The organism is Pseudomonas salmasensis, from assembly GCF_014268375.2.
Taxonomy (GTDB): Bacteria; Pseudomonadota; Gammaproteobacteria; order Pseudomonadales; family Pseudomonadaceae; genus Aquipseudomonas; species Aquipseudomonas salmasensis.
In genome coordinates this window covers 6,193,841-6,211,398 of the sequence record NZ_CP077083.1, presented here as the reverse complement: position 1 = coordinate 6,211,398, position 17,558 = coordinate 6,193,841, and the positions used below count along the sequence as shown (strand labels likewise).

Annotated in this window: 6 protein-coding genes; all 6 read right to left on the bottom strand. The window is 67.4% G+C overall.

What is annotated here, in order from left to right:
* Position 1: 1 nt before the first annotated feature.
* Genes HU731_RS27815 through HU731_RS27790 form a run of 6 tightly spaced genes read right to left on the bottom strand, consistent with a single transcriptional unit; the run spans position 2 to position 17,504 of the window.
* Positions 2–1,030 (bottom strand): class I SAM-dependent methyltransferase, encoded by a 1,029-nt coding sequence (locus HU731_RS27815; protein ID WP_186609132.1) that lies wholly within the window; start codon positions 1,028–1,030, stop codon positions 2–4.
* A complete protein-coding gene (locus HU731_RS27810) occupies positions 1,027–2,130 on the bottom strand; it encodes a saccharopine dehydrogenase NADP-binding domain-containing protein (RefSeq protein ID WP_186609131.1) in 1,104 nt (367 codons plus the stop codon). The genes HU731_RS27815 and HU731_RS27810 overlap by 4 nt, the downstream gene beginning before the upstream one ends.
* The gene (locus HU731_RS27805) at positions 2,124–3,869 is read right to left on the bottom strand and encodes an ABC transporter ATP-binding protein (protein ID WP_186609130.1); all 1,746 of its coding nucleotides are present in this window, start codon (positions 3,867–3,869) and stop codon (positions 2,124–2,126) included. Before HU731_RS27805 ends, HU731_RS27810 begins: the two co-directional genes overlap by 7 nt.
* Positions 3,866–5,605 carry an ABC transporter ATP-binding protein gene (locus HU731_RS27800; RefSeq protein WP_186609129.1) on the bottom strand — a complete coding sequence of 580 codons (1,740 nt, stop codon included), beginning with the start codon at positions 5,603–5,605 and terminating at the stop codon, positions 3,866–3,868. Before HU731_RS27800 ends, HU731_RS27805 begins: the two co-directional genes overlap by 4 nt.
* A complete protein-coding gene (locus HU731_RS27795; RefSeq protein WP_186609128.1) occupies positions 5,602–11,055 on the bottom strand; it encodes a non-ribosomal peptide synthetase in 5,454 nt (1,817 codons plus the stop codon). Before HU731_RS27795 ends, HU731_RS27800 begins: the two co-directional genes overlap by 4 nt.
* A gap of 38 nt (positions 11,056–11,093) precedes the next feature.
* Complete coding sequence (locus tag HU731_RS27790; RefSeq protein WP_186609126.1) at positions 11,094–17,504, bottom strand: non-ribosomal peptide synthetase; 6,411 nt, start codon at positions 17,502–17,504, stop codon at positions 11,094–11,096.
* Positions 17,505–17,558 lie beyond the last annotated feature (54 nt).

Sequence of the window (17,558 nt, the reverse complement as noted above, 5' to 3'; positions counted from 1 at the left end):
CTCAAACTCCTATGGCATGAAACAAGCGTTGCCCCGCCGCGGCGAGCGGGTCGCACGCGCTGGGCCATACCTCAAGCAACTCAAAACCTGCGGCCTGCAAGGCCAGGTCCCAGGCATCGGCGGCCAGGAAGGCTTCATCGTGTGGGCGCAACGGCGCATCGGCAGCGGGCGACAGCAACAGGTGCATGAAGGTCAGCATCGCCGGGTTGTCGGCGATGGATTCGCTGAAGAGCAAGGCACCGCCGTCGCGCAGGCCGCTGCGGATCTGACCAAGGCTGTAGGGCAGGTCGCGGGCGTTGTGCAGCACGTTGCCAGCGACCACCAAGTCCTGGGTGCCGGGCACTATGCCCTGGCCGCTGAAGCTGTGATTGAGGTCGAGCAGGCCGACCTGCATGCCCGGTTCGAGGCGAAACTGGCGGTGCGCGGCGCCGGTAAACAGCGAGCTGATGTCGGTGAAGCGATAGTCCTTTTCGCACGCTTGCAACGCCGCCAGCACTGCGGCGGTGGTGCAGCCGGCGCCGCCGCCCAGTTCCAGCACTCTTAGTCGCCCGTCAGCGGCGCTGATTTGCCGCGCGCGGTCAGCCAGGGCTTGATTGATCGTGGCGGTGAAGTGGTTGTGCTGGTAGGCGCTCAATACCTTTACCGGGTCGCCGCCGAGCATCAGTAAGTGGGTGAGGGTGAACTGATCGCGCAGCAGGTCGGGCAGGCACTCGATGACTTGGGTGTGCAGGCGCGCCATGCTGGTGGGAAAGCCCAACGCGTCATACAGGCGTGGCAACTCACCGAGCTGCGGGTGAGGTGGCGGCGTGCGCCAGGCCACCCGTTCGCCGGCTTCGCGCAGCAGGCCCGCACGGCGCAACGCGACCAGCCAACGCCGTACCACCCAGGCATGCCGCGCCGCTGTGCCCAGGGCCTGGTTGACCTGTTCGGCGTCGCGCCATGCCTGTAGCGGCAATGCTTGGGTGTGCAGCAACACCTGGGCCATCACGCCCAGGCTCAGCTGTTCCAGCTCGTTCAAAGCCGTGTTCATAGGCAACCTTCGTCGGCGATATGCAGTTGATCGAGCGGGCTGTACAGCAGGTTCAGGGCCTGAATCGCCGAGGTGCGCAGCAGGCGTTCAAGGCTGGCGGCGGGCGGCAGCACCTGGGCGGCGGCATGGCAGCCGGCGCGGATTTCACCTTCCACCACGCTGATGACCGTGGCCGCTGCCATGGCGGCGGTCAGCGCTGCATTGCCCGCGCCGCTGAGCACCAGGCTGCGGGTCAGGGCCTGGTCGTGGTGCAGGCCATCGAGTTGCAGCAGTAGGGTGACGAAGGGCGCCCGGCCGCTGAGGTCGAGCCGGCTGGCTTCGCACAAGCGCTGCACGGCGTCGGCCCGTGGCAAACCATGGGCCTGGTCCAGAGCCTTGAGGACGTGGCCGTCGGTGATCACGTTGAACCACTGGCCGACGTCCAGGTTGAGGTCCATGGCCAGGCGCTCGCCCTCAAGGTTGAGGTAGGGCAGCAGGTGAACTCGGCCGGGAAAGCAGGGCACGGACACGTCGCGTTGCCGGCGCAAGGCGCGAGGACGCCGGCCGTGCTCCCAGGCTGCCAGCGGTTCGCTGCTGCCATCCACTGCGCCTTGCAAAAAGTCATCGGCGGCCACAGGGGTGAAGTGATCGCGCAAACCGAAATAGCTGGTGAGGCGGTGTACTTGGCTAAACCCTTGCTCGGCCAGCCAGCGCGGCAGCAGGCCGGTAAGCCCCGGTTGCAAGCCGGCGCCCAGCACTGCGCAACGGCCACGCCACTGGGCCGGGTCGAGTTGCACGGGGTCGGCGGCATCGACGTAATGGGCATCGGCCCGCAGCGCTGCGTGGGCGGCACGGCCTTGCAGCTGCCAGGATGGGCCCGCGCAGTTGAGCAGCACGTCGCAGCCACGGGCGAAGGCAGCCATAGCTTTTGCGTCGTTGAAGTCCACCGAGGCCCACTGCAGGCGCGCGCGTGGCCATTGCTGCTGGAGCAGCTGCATGCAGCCTGCGCCCTTGACGGCATCGCGCCCGCCCAGGCGCAGGTCGCTCACCCCCAGGGTCAACAATGCCTGGGCACTGGCCAGGCCCACGTCGCCACTGGCGCCCAACACCCCGATCAGCATGGCTGGGCCTCGGCGTTCAAGCGCCAGCCGCCGGTACGCTGGCGGTCATGCCAGAACCCGGCGTAGCGACCGCCCCGGGCCAGTAATTGGGCATGGGTGCCAGACTCCACCAGGCAGCCTTCATCCAGCACCAGGATCTGGTCGGCGGCCATGATGGTCGGCAGGCGATGGGCGATCACCAGCACCGTGGCACTTTGCATCAGGCTGCCAATGGCCGCTTGCACGAAGGCTTCGTTGTGCGGGTCGAGGGCCGCCGTGGCTTCATCCAGCAGCACGATGGGTGCGCGCTTGAGCAAGGCGCGGGCCAGGGACACCCGCTGGCGTTCGCCGCCGGATAGCCCCGCACCGCCTTCCCCTACAGGGGTGTTCCAACCCTGGGGCAAGCGCGCGACGATTTCATCGACGCCGGCCAGCCGTGCCGCTTCGGCGACTTGCTCGGCGCTGGCGTCGGGGCTGCCGACGCGGATGTTGGCCTCAAGGCTGTCGTCGAACAGGTAGACGTCTTGCATCACCAGGGAAAGCTGGGCCATCAGCGCGGCGTTGGACAGCTCACGCACGTCGACGCCACCCACCTTGACGCTGCCCTCGCTGGCATCGAAAAAACGCATCAGCAAACGCGTGACGGTGGTCTTGCCGGAGCCCGAGGCACCGACGATTGCAGTCATCGTGTGGGCCGGGGCGTTGAACGACAGACGGTGCAGTACCTTGGGCCCGCTGGGGTAAGCAAAGCTGACCCGGTCGAAGGCCAGGCTGCCAGGCGCCGTCAACGGCTGGCTGACGGCGGGCTCTGGCAACGGCGGCTCACGCAGGATACTCACCAGTTGTTCCAGGTCGTTGCCCGCCATGCGCAACAAGCCGCTGCGCGCCGCCGCTTCGGCCAATGGCCCGACAAACCGCGCGGCCAGCGCGAGCAGGGCGACCAACTGGATGGCGTCGATTGCGCCGTGGCTGGCCAGGGCGATGCCCACACCCACCAGCAGCGCAAACGCCAGTTGCACCGTCAAGCCACCGGCCAGCAGTTTCGGGAAGGTCTGGGACAGCATCGAGCCGCCGGCGTGTTTCTGCGCCAGGTTGGCCGCCTGCAAAGGTGCGTAGCCGTCCTGGGTGCGACCGAAGGCGCGCAGCACTTGCTGGTAGCGAGCAAACTCCACCACACGGTTACCCGCCAGCGTCGCCGCGGCCTCCACCCGCGCATCGTTGCTGCCGATGGCGGCCGCCGACCAGTGATGGGCAACGTAGATCAGCGGCGCGCACAGCACTGCGGTCAGGCCCAGGCGCCAGTCAAACACGAACAGGGTCAACGCCACCGTAGCCGGCACCACCACACCCGATACCACCGGCCCCAGGTAGTGAGCAAACAAGCCGGTGACCATCAGCGTGCCGCTGGTGGCGCTGCGCGACAGGCGCCCGACCTTTTCCGAGTTGAACCAGCCCAGGGGCAAGGTCACCAGGTGCTGGCCAAGACGGTCATGCAAGGTGGTCAACACCACCAGGGCCAGGGCAAAGCCTTTCATGGCTTGCTGGTAATGGGTAATGCAGGTCAGCACTGCCATCGCCGCCAGGCCGGCGAGCCACAGGCAGGCACTGCGCAGGTCACCGGCAAACAGCGCGTGCAGAATCGGCACCAGAAACGCGACGGCTAGCCCTTGCAGCACGGCACTGGTCACCAGCCAGGCGAGGTAGCGGTACAGGCGTGCGGCATGGGCCGGGCCCAATAAAGTCACGAGGCTGCGGATCACAAGGACATCTCCAGGTCAGGGGCGGTGGTTTCGGCACTGGCGCGCCACAGCCGGGCGTAGGCACCGTTGGCCTGCAGCAGCTGTTCATGGCGCCCGCTTTCGATGACTCGGCCCTGGTCGAGCACCACTATCTGGTCGACGCCGCAGATACTGGCCAGGCGGTGTGCGATCACCAGCACCGTGCGGCCCCGAGCCAGGGCGGACAGGGCATCCTGGATCAAGGCTTCGGACTCGGGGTCGGCGTGGGAGGTGGCTTCATCGAGGATCAGCACCGGCGTGTCGGCCAATAACGTGCGGGCGATGGATAGGCGCTGGGCCTCGCCGCCGGAAAAAATCGCGTCCTCGCCGATCACCGACTGGTAACCCCGGGGCAGGGCCTGGATGCGCGAATGAATCTGCGCCGACCGTGCCGCCGCCTCGACCTCGGCATCGCTGGCCTCGGGGCGGCCCAGGCGCAGGTTGTCGGCGACGGTACCGTGCACCAGTTGCGCGTCCTGCAACACAAATCCCACGTGCTGATAGAGCTGGCGCGGGTCGATCTCACGCACGTCCACACCGCCCACGCAGACTCGCCCGGCGTTCACGTCGTGAAAACGCGGCACCAGCTTGGCCAGGGTTGACTTGCCCGCACCGGAAGCCCCCACCAGCGCCGTCACGCTGCCGGCCGGGCAGTGCAGGTCGGCGCCATTGAGGATCAGGTGCGCAGGGTCATAGCCGAACTGCACCTGTTCAAAGCGGATGTCGCTGCCCTGGGGCGGGCTGCACACCTTGGGCGTGGGCAGTTCGTCGACCTCCAGCAGTGCTTCGATGCGGTCGGCTGCGGCCAGGGCGGTACGTTGTGCAGTGAGGCTTTGGTTGATCACCAGCAGCGACTGCGGAATCACCACCGCCACCAGGGTTTCGGCGAACAGTTGCAACGGGGTGATCCAGCCCTGGGCCAACAACACGCTGCCCACCCCCAGGCTGACCAGTAGAATCACTGGCACGCTCAGGGCCATCGACGAAAACGCCTCCAGGCGCAGCAGCGGCTTGACCCAACCGGCGTACTGGGTGCTGAACTGATTGACCGCCTGTTGATAACTGCGATGGGCCTGGCCCACCTGGCCGAACGCCTTGACCACGGCAATGCCGTGGACAAACTCGACAATCGCTGCGCTGACCCGGGTCATGCTCTTGTCGAGCAACTGCATCTTGGCGCCGAAGCCGCGCATCATCAGGCTGTAGGCCACCGCGTAGATCGGCAGGGTCAGCACCGCCAGCAGCGCCAGGCGCCAGTTCAACGTGGCCAGCCATACCAGCCCCGCCAGTGGCGTGACAAGGGCGGCGGTGAGTTCTACCGCGTGATGGGCGACCAGGTGGTGCAGGTCTTCAAGGTCGTCCTGCACCACCTTGCGCACCGCGCCCGAGGTGGTGTCGGTGTACCACCCCAATGGCACGCGGCCGAGCTTGCGCACCATGGCTTCGCGCAAGCTCGATTGCAGGCGATGGTCGGCCAGGTGGGTCAGCCACAGCGCCACGCCGCTGGCCATCCAGCCCAGGCTCAGGGCGATGACTACCAGGGCCGCCCACCGCCACAGCGTGGGGCTGTCGGCGTTGCCGGCGAGCAGCAAGCGGCCCAGTTCGGTAAGGCCGATAAAGGGCACCAGGTTGGCCAGCGCGCCGATCGCGGCGAACACCACGCCGAGGCGAATCAGGCGGTTGACCGGGCGTTTGAGGGTATCCAAGGCGGTGGTCATGAGTGTTTTCCAAGGGCCTCAAGCAGGTGGGCAGTGACGGTGTGCACGTGGGGCGGTTCGATCACGCTGAAATGGTTGCCGGGCACGTCGATCAGGGTGAATTGACCCAGGCACGCGTTTTCCCAGAACGGCGCCGCCAGGTGCCCGACGCCGCCGGTGATACCGAACGATTGCTGCTCCAGGCAGCGCAGGTAGGTCATGTTGCCCAGGAACGGCGGCGGGTCGAACCGCGCCGCCCGCATGCTGTGGCGGCATACGCGAAACAGCGTCGGTACCAGCTCGGGGCCGATGGGCACGCCGGCCTGGCCAGACGCCAGGCGTGCGTACTCGGCCAGGCGCTCCTCCTGGCTGCGTGCCGACTGTTGCTGCACCGCCAGCGCCAAGGCGTCGAGGCCGGGATCGCCGCTCAGGGCGGCCATGGCACCAGCGGGTACGCGGCGGTTGTCGCGGGCCATCAGCAGGTCGATGGCGCGGTACACGTCGTAGTCTTCGATATGCGCGCCGAACACGGTTTTCACCGGGTCCAGGTTGAGGTTGGGCACGAAGATCGCCTCATAGGCCAGCTCTTCGTCGGTGTCGATAAACATCGGGATGCTGTCAATCAGGCTCAGGTCTACCACCTCCATGCCACGTTCCAGCAGGCGCCGGGCAACTTCGGTGGCGAGCAGGCCGCCCAGGCAGTAGCCGATCAACTGGAAGCGTTGATGGCCGTCGGCGATCAAGCGGTCGGCGTAGTCCTGGGCCACGCTTTCGATCAGGCGCTTGGGGTCCAGCGCCAGGTATTGCGCGGTGTCGGCCACCGCGAAGCCAATCACCGGGCCGGCCTGTTGAGCCGCCAGTGCACGGCCCAGGTGCTGGAAATAATCCAACGTGCCCAGGGCGGCATGGAACATCACCCGCACCGGGCCGCTCTCGCCACCGCCGAACGGCACCACCAGGGCGTTACTGTGGTTGGCGCGCTGCGCTTGGTCGGGCGCCGCGGCGGCAGGTGCGTTTTCGCCGTGGTTGAGCAGGCGCGCCAGGGCGCGCACATTTGGCTCGTTGAGCATCTGGCGCAGCAAGGTGTCGTAGCTCAGGCTGTGGGCCTGGGGCAGTTGTTCGCGCAACTGGCCGGCGACGCGGGCGAGGATCAGCGAATCGGCGCCTTTCTCGTAGAAGCTGTCGTCCGCACCGATCTGCGCCAAGCCCAGGGCCTCGGCCCACACCCGGCACAGCTCGGCGGTGAGCGGGTCGCTGGGTGCATCCTGACTGCTTTCGGCCTGGGCATCCACGGCGGGGCGCCAGTGGGCCAGGGCCTGGCGGTCGATCTTGCCGTTGGCGGTCAGGGGCAGGCGGTCGAGCACTTGCAGGTGTGCCGGCAACATGTAGTCCGGCAGGCGCTGCGCCAACGCGCTGCGCAGGTTATCGACGCTCAAGCGCTGGAAGCCGGCCTTCAAGCGTGCGGCGAACACCTGCATGCCGAGAGCGGCCAGCGGGTGGTCGGCGTGGGGCAGGGCGGGCAGCATTTCGCCGCCCAGTGCCTGCACCCGCGCCTGCCAGGTCTCGGCGCTGCGCAAGCCGCTGCGGCCCTGCTCGTGGTCACCGCCCGCCGGGGTCATCATGAAGCCCTGGGTCAGCAAGATGGCGGGCCACTCACCGGTCGGTTCGCTGAACACCAGCCAGCCACCCGGGCTGAGCAATTCGCTGATCTGGCCGAGGGCGGTGTCGATGTCCTTGACGCTGTTGAGCATGCCCGCACACAGCACGATGTCCACGCTGTTGCTGGCCAAACCCTGGGGGCGAATGGCCTGGTCAATGTCCAACACGCCGTAACGTACCCAGGGGTGGTCGGCAAAGCGTTGCTTGGCCGCCGGCAGGAAAAATGCGGTCATGTCGGTGAACAGGTAATCCACTTCCAGGCCATCCAGCAGGCTGATCACCGAGGCGCTGGTGGCCCCGGTGCCCGCGCCGATCTCCAGGACGCGCAGCGGGCCGTCGCCCTCATGGTGGGTGGCCAGGCGGTTGATCAGCGCGGCGATGCTGTGGTTGTTGTAGCGCGATACGGCATCCCCGCCATACAGCTGCAACGCCAGGTCTTGCTGGCCCTGGGGGAACAACAGGTCGAACGGGTTGACCTCGCCGCGCAGCAGTTGCGGCAGTTGCCGCACATGATCGAGCTGGTAGTCGAGCAGCGCCTGGCTGCATAACCCACACGCGAGCGCCTGTTCCACCCGGCCCCAGGCCAGCGCCGGGTTCGGCCCGCTGTGCAGCAGGCGATAGCGGGATTGTTCGCGTTGCAACAGGCCGGCGTCACACAAGGCCGTTAACCAGCGGCGTACCAGCCAATGATGGCGGGGTTGCGCTTGCAGGGCTTGCAGGATGGCGGCCGCATCCGGCTCGGCCAACGCACCACTAAATAGCTGGGCCTTGCGCATCACCTCCAGCATGGAACTCAATGCCGCGGCGTTGAGGTCGGCCTGATAGTCGCGTACCTGCTGCGCATCGAAGCTGCCGACCTGGCTGTCGGCGTAACGCTGCACTGCGCTGAGCAACGGCGCGCCCGGCAGCGGTTCGGGTTCGACGCGCGCGGCGGTGACGAAGGCCAGCAGCTCGCCGTTGAGCAGGCTGACCGCGCTGTCTACGCCTGGCGTGGCGAGCAACGCGGCGTCGATTTCGCCCAGCTCCACACGATGGCCACGGATCTTGACCTGGCCGTCTTCACGGCCGAGAAACTCCAGTTCACCCCCCGGCAAGTAGCGGCCCCGGTCACCGGTGCGATACAGGCGCTGGCCGTCGAGCGGGTGGGCGAAAAACCGCGCGTTGGTCAATGCTGGATCGCCCAGGTAACCCTGGGCCAGGCCGACGCCGGTGATGTACAGGTCACCCGGCACCCAGGTGGGCGCATCGCGCCATTGGCTGTCCAGCACGCGAAAACCCTGGTTGGCCAGCGGCAGGCCGTAGGGAATGCTGCGCCACGCCGGGTCAATCGCGCCGATGGGGTGCAGGTTCGACCAGATCGAGGCTTCGGTGGCGCCGCCCAAGGCCACCAGGGCCAGGCTTGGCAACAACGCTTGCAGTTGGGGCGGCAGGTTCAGTGGGATCCAGTCCCCCGACAGCAGCGCCAGGCGCAGGCTGTCCAAAGGCCGTGGCTCGGCCTGCAGGTAGTGGGCCAGCATCTGCAGTTGCGCCGGTACCGAATTCCACAGCGTCACCTGATGACGCTGCACCAGCTCGGCCCAGTGCGACGGGTCGGCGCCGCGTGCCGGGTCGGGCAGCACCAGGGTGCCGCCGACCGCGAGCGGGCCGAACAGGTCATACACCGACAGGTCGAAACTCAGTTGCGCCAGGCCCAGCACGCGGTCAGTTGCGCTGACCTCAAAGCGCCGGTTGATGTCCTGCACGGTATTGAGGGCGGCGCGGTGGCTGATCATCACACCTTTGGGCTCGCCGGTGGAGCCTGAGGTGTAGATCACGTAGGAGAGGTCGTCGGGGCTGCCGTCGGCTGCCGGGAAGTCCGGCATGGCTGGGGCCAATTGGTCGACGGCATGCCAGGCCAGACCGTCGGGCAACGGCACTTGGGGCAGCGCCTGGGAACAGCCGAGCACATGCCGCACCTGGGCGCTGTGCAGCACGCGGTCGCGGCGGGCGGCCGGGGCGTGGCTGTCCAGGGGCAGGTAGGCAGCGCCAGCCAGTAGCACACCGTAGGCCGCCACCACTTGGTCGCGACCCTTGGGCATGAGGATTGCGACCGGTTCCTGGGCCCGGCAACCGGCAGCGTGCAAGGCCGCGGCCACCGCCAGGGCGCGCTCCATCAAGGCGGCGTAGGTCAAGCTGCCGTGGGCATCGACCACCGCCAGCGCCTGTGGGCGTTCCCACGCCATGGCCAGCAGGCCGTCATGCAGGCGGCCGGTGGGCAGCGGGGCGGCGCTGGCATTGGCGGCGAGGCGCTCACGCTGTTGCCAGGCCGGCAGCGGCACGTGCATGGGGTGGTCCCAGGCAGCCGGGTCGAGGGCTAACAATCGCAGTTCGCAAACGAAGGCTTGTTGCATGTCCTCGATGAGGCCGTCTGAGAACACGCCTTGGCGCACATCCCAGTGAATGTGCAGGCCCTGGGCGTCGTCCATCACCTGGCAGTCGAGGGTCACCTGGGGCGTCTGGGTGATGCCGTGGCCGACCCGGCGCTGGCTGCTGGCCGGCGGTTCGATCCCCAGGCCGATGGCACTGGTGAACACCACCGGCATGGCGGCGGCTTCCCGGCCGCGACGCCGGCCGATTTCACGCATCACTTGAATGCCGGGAAACAGCCGATGCTCCAGGTCGGCAAACAATTGGTTGCCCAGTAGGCGCGCCTGGCTGGTGAAGTCCTGGCCTTGGGGATCGTTGACCTGCAACAGGCTGACCGAGGTGAAATCCCCCACCAACTGGCCCACTTGCGGATGCAGGGGCAAGCGGTTGAGAAGGGTCAGGTTGAGGCTGAAGGCGGGTTGTTGGCTCCAGCGCTGCAAGGTGCCGGCGTAGGCGCTGAGCACCACGATGGAGGGGGTGAGGCCGAGGGCGCTGGCGGCTCTTTTCAGGGCGGCCCATTGCGAGGCGTCGAGTTGCGCCGAGTGGCGTTGAAAGCGCGGCACGCGGGTGTCTTCGCCGCTCAGGGGCGCCGGTAGTTGCGGTGCGGCGGGCAGTTCGTCGATGCGCGCCAGCCAGTAGTCGCGGTCGCGCTGGTGGCGGCTGCCTTCGAGCAGGCCGCGTTCGGCCAGCAGGTAGTCGCGAAAGCTGATGTCCAGGGTGGGCAAGCGGGCTTCTGGATCGTGCAGCAACTGCTCCAGCTCATTGAACAGCAATTGCGCGCTGGCCCAGTCGGCGATCAGCGAGTCCATGGAAAAGTGCAGGGTGTCGCCACTGTCGCTGCGACTCAGGCGCAACTCGAACAGCGGCCAGGCCTCGGTCGGGTAGAGCTTCTGCTCCATGGCCTGGCGAATCTGTTGCACGCCGTGTTGGTGCTGTTGGCGGGTGGCCCCGCGCAGGTCGGTAACCGCCAGTGGGTAATGGTCGACCTCTGCGAGTACGCGCTGGGAGCCTTCGCTGGCGATCACCGCGCGCAGCATGTCATGCCGGGCAATCAGGCGGTTCCATGCCTGTTCCACCTGCTGCGGGTCGAGGTTCGGCCAGCTCAGTTCCAGGTAACCGTGGCAGGCGACATTGCCGTAGCCGAACGAAGACTGGCGCCCGAGCAGGTAGGCGTTCTGTACGTCAGTGAGCGGGAACGGCGCGTGGCGCTGGGCCGGGTCGGCCACCACCTCGGGCCGCTCCTGGGTTTGCAGCAGGTGCAGGATCTGTTGCTTGTGCTCACGCAGTTGCGCCAGGCGTTCGGCGTTGAGCAGGCCCTGGGGCGCGCGGAACTTGAGTTGGCCATCCTGGGGCCAGAGCTCGACGCCCAGGGATTTGAGTTCGCTTAACAGTTTGGCGGCGGGCATGGGGACAGCTCCTGGAGAAGGGGGAGTTTGCGCAGGCATCAGATGAGGCCTTCTTCAACGGTGTCGGGGGTGGGCTGGCGCTCAAGGGCGTGCGCCACTTCCAGCAGGCTGGCGGCGCCGAACAGCTGGCCCATGGGCAGCTCCAGGCCAAGGCGGCTGCGCAGCATTTCGAGAAACCGCGTGGCCAGCAGGCTGTCGCCGCCCAGGCGGAAAAAGTTGTCGTGGCGTGACACGCTGGGCACGTTGAGCAACTGCTGCCACAACTCGGCGACCTGCTGTTCAGCGACGCTCAACGGGGCCTCATCCGGCGCGGGGCGTGCCTGGGCCGCAGCCGCCAAGGGGGCGAGCAAGGCGCGACGATCCACCTTGCCGTTGCTACTCAGGGGCAGACGTTCCAGCACCAGAATCTGTTCCGGGCGCATATACGCGGGCAGGCAGTGTTCCAAGTGCTGGGCGAGTACGTCGGCGTGGGTGCTGGCGGCAACTGCAGCCAGCAAGCGTGTGTCCGCGACCAGCGCCACGGCCTGGTTTACACAGGGATGACGGGCCAGGGCGGCTTCGATTTCCCCCAGTTCGATACGGTGACCACGGACCTTGACCTGGGTATCGGCGCGGCCAAGGAACTCCAGCAAACCGCCTGGCCGGTAGCGGCCCAGGTCACCGGTGCGGTACCAACCGTCGATAAAGCGCTCGGCATTCAACTGCGGTGCATGGCGATAGCCGCGTGCGACGCCGGCGCCGCCGATCCACAACTCGCCGGTGACCCAGTCCGGGCAGTCGCGGCCCAGGGCGTCCACTACCCGGTACGCCTGGTTCGCCAGTGGCACGCCGTAGGGGATTGAACGCCAGCCCGGCAACGGCTGCTGGACTTCAAAGTGGTTGGACCAGATCGCGGCTTCGGTGGCGCCGCCGAGGGCGACAAAGCGGCAGTGCGGCGCCTGTTGGCGCAGGCGTTGCGGCAGGTCCAGGCCAATCCAGTCGCCCGACAGCAGGGCCACTTTCAACGCCAGAGGGTGGCGCTCAAGCGCGTTGGCTTCCAGCAACATATCGAGCAGCGCCGGCACGCTGTTCCACAGGCTTACATGATGGTGTTGCAGGGCCTTGAGCCAGGCGCGGGCATCGCGGCGCTGGTCTTCTTCGATCAACACCAGGGCGCCGCCCACCGAGAGCAGGCCGAACAGGTCATACACCGACAGGTCGAAGTCCAGTGCTGACAGCGCCAGGCCCCGGTCCGAGGCGTCGATGTTGTAGCAACGGTTGATCTCGGCCACGGTATTCATCGCGGCGCGGTGGGTGATTTCCACGCCCTTGGGCTGGCCGGTGGAGCCGGAGGTGTAGATCACGTAGGCCAGTTCGTTGGCGCACACGGCCAGGGGGGCCAACAACGGTTCGGCGCATTGTGCCTGTGAAGGCGTGAGGTGCTTGACCCCAGGCAAGTGTGGGTCGTGCTCGGCGAGGATCAGGCCAACGCCGGCCTGTTGCAGGATGCGCTGGCAGCGTTGCAACGGTTGGTCGACCCCCACCGGCAGGTAGGCCGCGCCCGCTGCCAGCACGCCCAGCACACTGGCGATCTGTTGCGGGCCTTTGCCCAGGGAGACTGCCACCAGGTCACCGGCCGCCACGCCTGCGTCCATCAGGCTGCGGGCGATGCGCAGGGCGCGGTCGGCCAGTTCGCCGTAGCTCAGGCTCCCATGCTCGCCCCACAACAGCGCAGGGCGTTGCGGCGATTGGTGCGCCTGTTGGAAGAAGCCCTGATGCAGGCTCGGGTCCCCCGCAACGCTGGTGCCAGGGGCATTCAACCGTGCGCGTACCTGCGCCTGTGCCAGGGGCAGCAGGTCTGGCGGGGCGCTGTCCCAGGGGTGTTCGGCCAACCACTCAAGGCTGTGCAGGTAGGCGTCGAACATCGCCTCGACCAGCCCGTCGGGGAACAGCCCGATCACGCGGTCCCAGTTCAGGGCGATGCCGCCGTCAGCTTCCACCACCTGATGGTCGAGCCACACCTGCGGGGTTTGGGTAAGGCCGAAGACCTGCCTGGCGAAGGGCCCGTCCACCGGCGCGGCGGTGCCATCCGGTACGCCCAGGGCGCTGGTGAACACCACCGGCATGCTCACCTGGTGCTCGTCATTGCTGCGCGCCAGTTGGCGCAACAGGCTCACCGACCCCACGCAGCGATGTTCCAGGGCCTCGCCGAGCGTGTGCTGGGTGCGCCTGGCGCGGTCGAGCCAGCGTTCGCCGGCCACGGGCACGTAGCCGAGCAGGGTGAGGGAGGTGAAGTCGCCCATCACCTGATCGATCTGCGGATGCACAGGCCGGCGGTCGAACAGCGTGAGGTTCAGGCTCAGGTCCGGGCGCGTACTCCAGCGCCCGAGGGTTTCGGCAAACGCACAGAGCAGCACCGCCGAGGCAGTCAGGCTGTGCTGTTGCGCCTTGGCCAGGATCGCTTGCCAGGCCCGAGCCTTGACCTGCCCTTGCAGGCGCTCGAAGCGCGGTCGGCCCAGGCTGGCGGGGTCGGCAGCCAGGGGCAGTTGCGGGTGCGGCGGTAAGGTGGGCAGGCGTGCTTGCCAGAACTGCTGCGCGGCGTGCAGTTCGGCGGGTTCCACGCCGGCCTGAATCTGGTAGTCGCGAAAGGACAATTGCAGCGGTGGCATGGCCAGCGTCGGCTCGCGGTACAACGCGTCGAGTTCGGTATAGAACCGCAGGATGCTGAGGGCGTCGAGGATCAGGTTGTCCAGGCTGATGGCCAGGCGGGTATGCCGGCCCTGGGTCACCGCCTGCACATCGAACAGCGGCCATTGGGCGGGATCGAACACGCGGTGGGCACAGTGCTCACGCAGGTCTTCGAGGCAAGCGTGGCTTTGGCCGATCACGAAGGTGGGTACTTGGGCAAGGATGCGGGCCTGGCCTGTTTGATCGAACACCGCACGCAGCATTTCGTGGCGTTCGATCAGGCGCCCAAGGGCGTTTTGCAGGCGCGGCAGGTCGAGGTCTTCGACGTCGTATTCGCGGTAGAAGTGGCAGCTCACCCCGCCCAATACCAGGCTCGGGTCACGACCCAGCCAGTAGGCTTGCTGCACCTCGGTCATGGGGAAGGGCGCGTGACGTTGGGCCTGGTCTGGGACAACGGTACGTTGCGGTTCGGCCTGGGCCTGTTGATGCAGGTCGGCGCAAAACTGCGCCAGCACTGGTTTGGTAAATACCTGGGCGATTCGTGCGCCGCCCAGCCCTTGTTCGGCCAGCAGGCGCACCAGGCGCGTGGCGCTCAGGGAGTCGCCGCCCAGGGCGAAGAAGTTATGCTCGCGGCACACCTCGCCGCAGCCGAGCAACTGCTGCCAGGCGCGGGCCACCTGTTGTTCAATGGCGCCGCAGGGCGGCGACAGCAAGGCTTGGTGAGTGCCGCGATGGTCCGCCAGCCAGCCGTGGAGTACCTTGCGGTCCACCTTGCCATTGGTGGTCAACGGCCATTGCGCGCAGCCGAGGATCAGGCTGGGAATCATGTAGGCCGGCAGGCGCTCGGCCAGGCCTGGAAACGCCAGCGCGGTAGGTTGCATCGGGCCCTTAGCCAGGCGCACCACCGCCGCCAGCTGCTGGCCGGCGAGCAGCGCCACCGCCTGGTCGACGCCGGGGCAGGCCAGTAGCGCGTGTTCCACTTCACCGGCCTCGATACGGTAGCCGTGCAGCTTGAGCTGGAAGTCGCTGCGCCCCAGGAACTCGACCGTACCGTCGGGGTGGTAGCGCGCACTGTCGCCGGTGCGGTACCAGCGCAGGCCGTTATAAACCACAAAGCGTTCGGCACTGCGCACTGGGTCGCCACGATAACCCTCTGCTACTCCGGCCCCGCCAATCCACAGTTCGCCGGCCACCCAGTCCGGGCAGTCATGACCCTGCGGGTCGACGATGCGCAGGCTGACGTTATCCAAGGGTTTGCCATACGGCAGGCAATGCCAGTGCAACTTCTGGCCGGGCACGACTTCGAACAGCGTCGAGTGAATCGCCGCTTCCGTCGCACCGCCCAGGGCCATAAAGCGGCAACCGGAGGCTTGGGCCCACAGGCGGGGCGCCAGCTGCGGCGCGACCTTGTCCCCGCCCAGCAAGACGGCACGCAGGGGCAACGGGGCGTCGCCACAGCCGAGCAGCATGTCGAGCAGCGCCGGCACGCAATTGAGCACAGTGGCGCGGTGTTGAGTGGCCAGTTCGCGCCAGCGTAGGGCATCGCGCTGCGCGTGGGGTTCGATCAACACCAACGCCGCGCCGCAGGCCAGTGGGGCAAACAGGTCGAATACCGACAGGTCGAATTCCAGCGCCGAGAGCGCCAGGATTCGGTCATCGCGGTTAAGCTGCAAGCGTCGTTGCAGGTCCTCCAGGGTGTTGGCGGCGGCCAGGTGGCTGATCTCTACCCCCTTGGGTTCACCGGTGGAACCGGAGGTGTAGAGGACGTAGGCCAGGTCGCTGACCGCACCGGCCCGTGGCGCCGCCAGTGCGTCGCCAGCCTGCGGCAGTTGGGTAAGTAGCAGGCGGGCGCCGGCGCTGTCGCAGATCGTGCGGCAGCGCGCAGCGGGCTGGTCGATGCCGATAGGCAGGTAGGTGGCGCTGCATGCGAGGATGCCCAGTACGGCGATCACCTGCTCGGGGCCTTTGGGCAGTTGCAGGGCGACCACGTCACCGCGTTGCAGGCCCTGACCCTCCAGGTACGCCGCGACGCGCAGGGCGCGCTCGGCCAACTCGCCATAGCTGAGGGCGTGGTCGCCGTACAACAGGGCTGGAAGGGCAGGCGTCAGCCGGGCCTGGGTGAAAAAGCCTTCGTGCAGGCGTTGGCTTGGCAGCGTCGCGACGTGGCCCTGGGCGGCGCTGCGCTCGGCCAACTGGCGGCTGGGGATCAGCGCCGGAGTCGCTTGGCCCCAGGCGGCTGCGTCATGACACAAACCTTGCAACAGGCCGGTATAGGCGTCGAACAGTCCATCCAGGACGCCCTCGGCGAACAGCCCTTCACGGGCATCAAGATTGACCAGGATGCCGCCGTCCAGCTCGGTGACTTGGGCGTCGAGCCACACTTGGGGGCCCTGGGAAATGATCCAGGCCGGTTGGCCGAAACTCTCCTGCACGCCCTCGGCAAACAACTCCCCCAGGCCCAGGGCACTGGTGTACACCACGGGTGCCAGGACTTGCTCGCCACGCAACCGCGACAGCTCGCGCAACACCTCCAGCCCGGTAAATGCACTGTGGGCCGCATCGCTGTGGAAGCGTCGTTGCAGCGCCGTGGCACGGGCGGCGAAGGTGCCGGCCACACGGCCATCCCAGGCCAGCAGGACCGAGGAGGTAAAGTCACCGACCAGGCGCTCGACGTCCTCATGCAACGGCGTGCGGTTGAACAACGGCAGGTTGAGCAACAGCTCGGGCGTCTCGCACCAGGCGCCGAGGGCTTCGCAAAATACCGCCGCCAGGGCCATGGCCGGGGTGAGGGCGTGCTCGCGGGCGTGGCGTTCAAATGCCTGGCGCTGGGACGGCGCCAGCCAATGGTGACGGCGGCGCACATGGCGCTCATCGCCTTGGGGTTGGATGGGCAGGCGCGGGGCGCCGGGCAGGGTGTCCAGGCGCTGCAACCAATAGTCGCGGGCGTGTTGGTGACGTGCTCGGTGCTCGGGGCTGGCCTGTTCCTGGCGCAGGTCGGCCAGGTAGCGCGGGAAGCTGTAGGCCAGCGCGGGCAGGGGCTGTTGGCGATACAACTGCACCAGGTCGCCCAGCAGGGTGCGCAGGCTCAAGGCGTCGGCGGCGAGCATGTCCAGGTTCAGGTGCAGGCGGGTGCCGTGGGGCAATAGCGAGAGCTGAATATCCAGCATCTGGCCGTGTTCCACCGCCAACTGGCGATGGGACAGCGCAGCGCGCAAGGCGTGCAGTTGCTGTTGCAGTTGTGTGGCATCGGCCTGGCGCAGGTCATGCACCTTCAGCCCTGGCCAGGGGCTACGGGGCAGGATCTGTTGGCGACCCTCCTCCAGAAACTGCGCACGCAACATGGGGTGGCGTGCCAGCAAGGCCTGTACCGCGGCTTCCAGGCGGAGCGGGTCTACGTCGTGGCCGTCGAATTCGTTATAGAAATGCGCGGCCACACCGCCCAGTTGTTGCCCTGGGGCGCGGCCGATCCAGTACGCGTGCTGCATGGGCGCCAGTTCAAAGGGCAGGCCGTCGTCCGTATGGCTATTGACGGGCGCTGGCGTCACCGGCGCGGTGTCGAGCAGCGTCAGCCAGGCGCACAGGCGCGGGTCGGCCACCAGCTCGGCGAACCGTGCGGCCAGGCCCTGGCGGCGCCATTGGCCGGCGAGGCGGATCAGGGTCACCGAATCGAGCCCCCATTCAATCAGGTTGGCCTCCAGGGGGATCTGCTCGGCAGGCTGGCCCAGGGCTTCGGACAGGGAACGGCGCAACAGTGTTGCGGTTGAGGTGCTGGGAGTGGCCATGGCTCAACGTCTTCTCATCGCTAGGGCCCGGGCCGGCGTTGGCCCAGGCGCTGA